A 6,079-nucleotide genomic window follows, 5' to 3' on the forward strand; every position below is an offset into this window, starting at 1 on the left:
GAAATAAAAAGGAGTGTAAAAATTACTAAAAAAAAATCTTCTCTAGCAATTGCTATGGGCAGAAAAATGCCACTTAATATGATTGGGGTGCTTATATATTTTATACCCTTTGAAGACAACATCCTTAAGAATTCAATAATTGCAATAAAAATTACCAATTCTAGTATAAGGTAAAACACAATAGAATTAGAATATATTAAAATAAATATACTAATTGGTATTATAATTGCCGCAGTTAATATTCGTTGTTTAATATTTGTCATTTGTAGTTTTTTTAAATATTTGTTCATCAATTAGGCCATATCGTCTTTTTCTATTTAAATAGTCCTCAATGGCATTGTCAAATTCCTCGCATGTAAAATCTGGCCATAATGTATTTGTGAAAAATAGCTCTGTGTAGGCAAGTCTCCATAACATAAAATTGCTAATCCTTTTTTCACCGCTTGTTCTTATCAAGAGATCAATATCTGGTACTTCAGGATTATACATATATTGGTAGATAGTTTTTTTGTTAATATCCTCAATATCAATCTTATTTTCTCTATGATCACTCAATATTTTTTTAATGGCATCGACAATCTCTTCCTGTCCACCATAACTCAATGCAAAGTTTAGGATCATCTTATTATTGTTTTTTGAGAGCTCAATAGCCTTGTATATTTTCTTTCTTATATTCTTAGGAATATCACCAATCCTACCTGAATATAGAAATTTTATGTTTTTTTCTAAGGCCTTATATAATTCTTTATCAATATAAAAATCTAATAAGTTCATAAGTTCTTCTACTTCTTCTTTTGGTCTAAGCCAATTTTCAGTAGAAAATGCAAACAATGTAAGATATTTAATGTTTCTATCTAGAGTATGGTTGATTATCTTTTTTACTACATCTATGCCAGATTTATGACCAGCAACCCTAGGGAGGTTTCTTTTTTTTGCCCATCTACCATTACCATCCATTATAATTGCAACATGTGATGGTATAGGGTCAAGATTCATTATATCTCCATTATTTCATTTATTTTTTGTTCAACTAGTTCATCAATTTTTTTTACAAATTCATCGGTTAACTGCTGTATGTCATCAGATGTTTTTTTTGCAATATCTTCTGAAATCTCTCCCTCTTTTTCACCTTTTCTTATATTGTCTAAGCCCAGTCTTCGTTCATTTCTTATAGCTATTTTTGCATCCTCAGCCATTTTTTTGACGATCTTTGTTAACTCGGTTCTCCTTTCTTCTGTTAACGGGGGTATCGTAACCCTTATAATCTTGCCATCATTTGTTGGGTTTAACCCTAAGTTGCTGCCCAAAATAGCCTTTTCAATCATTTTTACAGATGAGGGGTCCCACGGTTGAATAGTGACAGTGTGTGGATCTGGTGTGTGTAAGGTTGAGAGTTGATTTATTGGTGTGGGTGTTCCGTAGTAATCAACTTTAATATTGTCAAATAGGCTGATTGATGCCCGTCCTGTTCTTATACTCTTTAATTCACTTCTAAAGTGTATAGTTGTTTTTTCCATTTTTTCTCTAATACTCTTTAAGATGTCGTCAATCATATGAACCTCCTACTATTGTTCCAAGTTTTTCTCCTAAAACAATTTTCTTTAAACCATCTTTTTCATATATATCAAATATAATAATTGGTATATCATTTTCCATACACATACTCACAGCTGTTGAATCCATTACCTTTAAACCCTTATTTATCATCTCTAGATAAGTTATTTTATCATATTTGATAGCATTTTTTATTTTGAGGGGATCGGCAGAATAAACACCGCCTACCCGCGTTGCTTTTATAACTATTTTTGCACCAATTTCAGAGGCTCTAAGGCTTGCTGCTGTATCAGTTGTGAAATAAGGGTTGCCAGTACCAGCTGCAAATATAACTATCCTGCCCTTTTCAAAATGTCGCATAGCTCTTCTTCTAATAAAAGGCTCTGCAATTTGACGCATTTCAATAGCTGTTAAAACTCTTGTTGGGATATTTAAAGCTTCTAAAGCATTTTGAAGTGATAGGGCATTGATAACTGTAGCGAGCATTCCCATATAATCAGCTGATACCCTATCCATATCTTTAGCAGAATCAGATACCCCTCTAAATATGTTTCCACCGCCAATAACAATTCCAATCTCTACGCCAAGTTCATATATTTTTTTTATTTCCTTTGCTATATATTTTACAACATTACCATCAATTCCAAATTTATTTTTACCCATTAGGGCTTCACCGCTTAATTTCAATAATATTTTCTTGTATTTTAGTTTCATCTTATCCGATTGATTTTAATATTCTGTCGAATCTTAACTTAAATTGGCCATCTTCAGAATCCCATGGTAATTGCCATGACCAATATATAAACCATGCCTCACCTTTTATCAATTCTTTATTAACCAAACCCCAATATCTACTATCGAAACTTGAATCTCTATTATCACCCATAACGAAATAATAACCATTAGGCACTGTAAATTCATCGAAACTATCCCTTGGCGCCTTATTAAAATTATCCCCATGGATAACATATTGCTCATCTATTTTCTTTCCATTCCTATAGAGTATTCTATCCTCCATTTTTATTCTATCGCCTGGCAAGCCAATTACCCTTTTTATAAAATCCTTGGTAGGATCGAGGGGCCACTCAAATACTAAAATATCTTGGAATTTAGGCTTTTTAAATTTATAGGCCATTTTATTAACAATAATATGATCCCCTGGTAGTAGTGTGTCCTTCATTGAGCCAGAAGGAATTTTATAAGCTTGAATACAAAAGGCTCTAATAAGCATAGCTATAACAAATGCAACAACCAAAGAGTCTAGGGTCTCTCTCCACTTATTTTTATTCTGTTTTTCCATTTTACACCTTCATATTTTTAAAATAGATAGAAAAGCTTCCTGTGGAATTTCAACCTTTCCAACGTGCTTCATTCTTTTTTTACCTTCTTTTTGTTTTTCAAGCAATTTTTTCTTTCTTGTTATATCTCCACCATAGCATTTTGCTGTTACATTTTTTCTATAGGCTTTTACATTTTTCCTGGCAATAATTTTTTTTCCAATTGCTGCTTGTATAGAAACCTCAAAAAGTTGTCTTGGGATTACCTTTTGTATTCTTTCTACTAGTTCACGGGCTTTATAGTAGGCTTGAGCCCTATCTACAATATAACTTAAAGCGTCAATTGTGTTTTTATTGATCATAATATCAAGTTTAACCAAGTCAGATTCATAATAGCCAATATGTTCATAATCAAATGATGCAAAGCCTTTAGTTGTTGACATTAGTTTATCATAGAAGTCAAGTATCATTTCTGCAAGAGGTAAATTGTATTCAAGGACAACCCTATTCTCTTGAGTATATTTGATATTTTTTTGCTTACCCCTTTTTGATTGCATAAGTTGTATAACATTGCCCACAAATTCATCTGGGATAATGATTGTAGCATACACAAAGGGTTCTTCTACCTTTAATATCTCAGATGGATTAGGCCATAGCGAGGGATTGTCAACCTCTAAGATAGTACTATCTTTTTTGTGCACCCTATATTTAACTGTTGGAGCAGTTGTTATCAGATTTATCCCAAATTCCTTCTCTAATCGCTCTTGAATTATCTCCATATGTAATATACCAAGAAAACCACATCTATAACCTACACCGAGTGATGAAGATGTCTCAGCTTCAAAAGTAAATGAGGGATCGTTTAGGGAGAGTTTTTCAAGAGCATTTTTTAAAACTTCAAGGGCTTCTGGATCGACTAAATAGAAACCGCAATATACTATTGGTTTTATAATCTTAAAGCCCTTTAAAGGCATGTTAATTGGATTATCTACATTCCCTATTGTATCACCAATTTTAACGTCTTTAGGGTGTTTTACCCCTGCAGAAATAAAGCCTATATCCCCTGCTGATAGCCCATTAACGATAGAAGGGAAAGGGTCGAAAATACCTATGCTATCTATTTCATAGGTTTTTTGTGTAGACATAAAAAATATTTTATCTTCTGTTTTCAAGATGCCATCAAATACTCTTACCAATACTATAACACCCCTATAGGCATCATACCAAGAATCAATTATGAGGGCTTTTGGAGGAGCCTTTATATCCCCTTTAGGCTGTGGTATCCTTTCAATAATTGCATCTAACAAGCTATCAATGCCTATTTTCTTTTTAGCACTTGTTAAAATTGCACTGTTTGCATCAATACCAATAAGTTCTTCAATCTCTCTTTTTGTTTTGTCAATGTCAGCACTAGGCAAATCAATCTTATTTATAACTGGTATAATCTCTAAATTGAGCTCAGCAGCTTTGTATGTATTTGCTATACTTTGGGCTTGAACCCCTTGTGATGCATCTACAACTAAAATTGCCCCCTCGCATGCTTTTAAACTTCGAGAAACCTCATAGCTAAAATCAACATGTCCAGGGGTATCCACTAGATTTAATTTATATATATTACCATCTTTATATTTATATTTTATACATACAGTGCGTGATTTTACTGTTATGCCCCTATTCCTTTCAACAACAAGATCATCTAAAAACTGTTCTTTCATCTTTCTTTCATTAACACTATTTGTTAATTCTAGCATTCTATCAGCCAATGTTGACTTACCATGGTCAATGTGAGCTATTATTGCAAAGTTTCTTGTAAACTTAACGTCCATTTTATGCTACAGTCTCTCTGCCAATGCAGGTATAATTAAAACCCAGGCTTTTAATATATTCAGGTTCGTATACATTTCTTAAATCTGCTAGATTTGGGTTCTTCATGAGTTTTTTTATTTTTTCCATATCAAGTTTTCTAAATTGATTCCATTCAGTTATTATGGCTAAACAATCTGCATCTTTTGCTGCCAAATATTCATCGATCATATATTGTATTTTGTTTCCAAAGATGTTTTTTATATTATTCATTGCTGCTGGATCATATGCCTTTATACTAATATCATACCTTAATAATTCTTCAATTATAGTTAATGAGGGTGACTCTCTAACATCATCAGTATTTGGTTTAAAGGAAAGACCTAATAAGGCCACAGTACATTTCTCCAAAGGCTTATTTGAAACATTCTTTTCTAATAGCCTAAGTATCTTATCTGCAGCATGTTTTTTTTGATTGTTATTAACCTTTATAAGGGTTTCTACTAATTGAAAATTGTAACCAAACATCTTAGATGTATGTAAAATAGCTCTTGAATCTTTTGGAAAGCACGAACCACCAAAACCGGGGCCAGGGTGTAAAAATTTACTGCCGATTCTGCCATCCATCCCCATTGCTTTTGCAACCTTGTGTACATCGCTACCTGTTAGATCGCATAGATTTGCTATTTCATTAATATATGATATTTTTAAAGCTAAAAAGGCATTGCTTGCATATTTTATCATCTCTGCTGTTTCTATATTAGTAATTACTAAGGGTGGCTCATTGAGGTAATGTGGTGAATAAATATCTTTCATTATAGCAATTGCATGATCAGTTTCAGCTCCTATTACTATTCTATCTGGTCTTAAAAAATCATTTACAGCACTTCCTTCTCTAAGAAATTCTGGGTTACTAACTACGTCAAAGTCGCAATTATTTTTTTTCTCATTTCTAATAATCTCTTTTACCTTGCTACCTGTGCCTATAGGGACTGTGCTTTTATTTACTATTACCTTATAACTATTAATGAATTTTGCTATTTTCCTAGATACATCAAAGATTGAACTTAAATCTGCTGAACCATCTGCATTGGATGGGGTTCCAACTGCAAGAAATATGACAAGATTGTTTTTAATTGAGCTTTCTATATCTGTAGTAAAGGAAAGCCTCTTTGCGCTAACATTGCGCCTAATTATAGACTCAAGTCCTGGCTCGTAAATAGGTATTTTGCAATTCTTTAAGTTTTCAATTTTTTTTTCATCTATATCAACGCAAGTAACAAATAGGCCAAATTCGGCAAAACAAGCACCTGTTACTAAGCCAACATAACCAGTGCCAATAACAGCAATTTTCATATATTCTACCTCATAAATCTTTATATTTTTACAGATTTATCAATATATATCAATAAAATTCTTTATCTATATGTCTAATAAAATTTTAT

At 32.4% G+C, this 6,079-nt stretch carries 6 protein-coding genes; all 6 read right to left on the minus strand.

Annotated features, from left to right (window positions below; translation table 11 throughout):
• Nucleotides 1–249 precede the first annotated feature (249 nt).
• Genes SVN78_07640 through SVN78_07665 form a run of 6 tightly spaced genes read right to left on the minus strand, consistent with a single transcriptional unit; the run spans nt 250 to nt 5,990 of the window.
• The gene (locus SVN78_07640; GenBank protein MDY6821475.1) at nt 250–996 is read right to left on the minus strand and encodes an isoprenyl transferase; all 747 of its coding nucleotides are present in this window, start codon (nt 994–996) and stop codon (nt 250–252) included.
• Nucleotides 996–1,553 (minus strand): ribosome recycling factor, encoded by a 558-nt coding sequence (gene frr, locus SVN78_07645; GenBank protein MDY6821476.1) that lies wholly within the window; start codon nt 1,551–1,553, stop codon nt 996–998. The genes SVN78_07640 and frr overlap by 1 nt, the downstream gene beginning before the upstream one ends.
• Entirely contained in the window at nt 1,546–2,268 is a 723-nt protein-coding gene (gene pyrH, locus SVN78_07650) for a UMP kinase (protein ID MDY6821477.1), read from the minus strand. Before pyrH ends, frr begins: the two co-directional genes overlap by 8 nt.
• A gap of 1 nt (nt 2,269) precedes the next feature.
• Nucleotides 2,270–2,854, minus strand: a complete 585-nt coding sequence (gene lepB, locus SVN78_07655) for a signal peptidase I (protein ID MDY6821478.1) — start codon at nt 2,852–2,854, stop codon at nt 2,270–2,272.
• 9 nt (nt 2,855–2,863) lie between these two features.
• The gene (gene lepA, locus SVN78_07660; protein ID MDY6821479.1) at nt 2,864–4,657 is read right to left on the minus strand and encodes a translation elongation factor 4; all 1,794 of its coding nucleotides are present in this window, start codon (nt 4,655–4,657) and stop codon (nt 2,864–2,866) included.
• 1 nt (nt 4,658) lies between these two features.
• The gene (locus tag SVN78_07665; protein MDY6821480.1) at nt 4,659–5,990 is read right to left on the minus strand and encodes a UDP-glucose/GDP-mannose dehydrogenase family protein; all 1,332 of its coding nucleotides are present in this window, start codon (nt 5,988–5,990) and stop codon (nt 4,659–4,661) included.
• Nucleotides 5,991–6,079 lie beyond the last annotated feature (89 nt).

This window comes from Deferribacterota bacterium (assembly GCA_034189185.1).
Lineage (GTDB): Bacteria > Chrysiogenota > Deferribacteres > Deferribacterales > UBA228 > UBA228.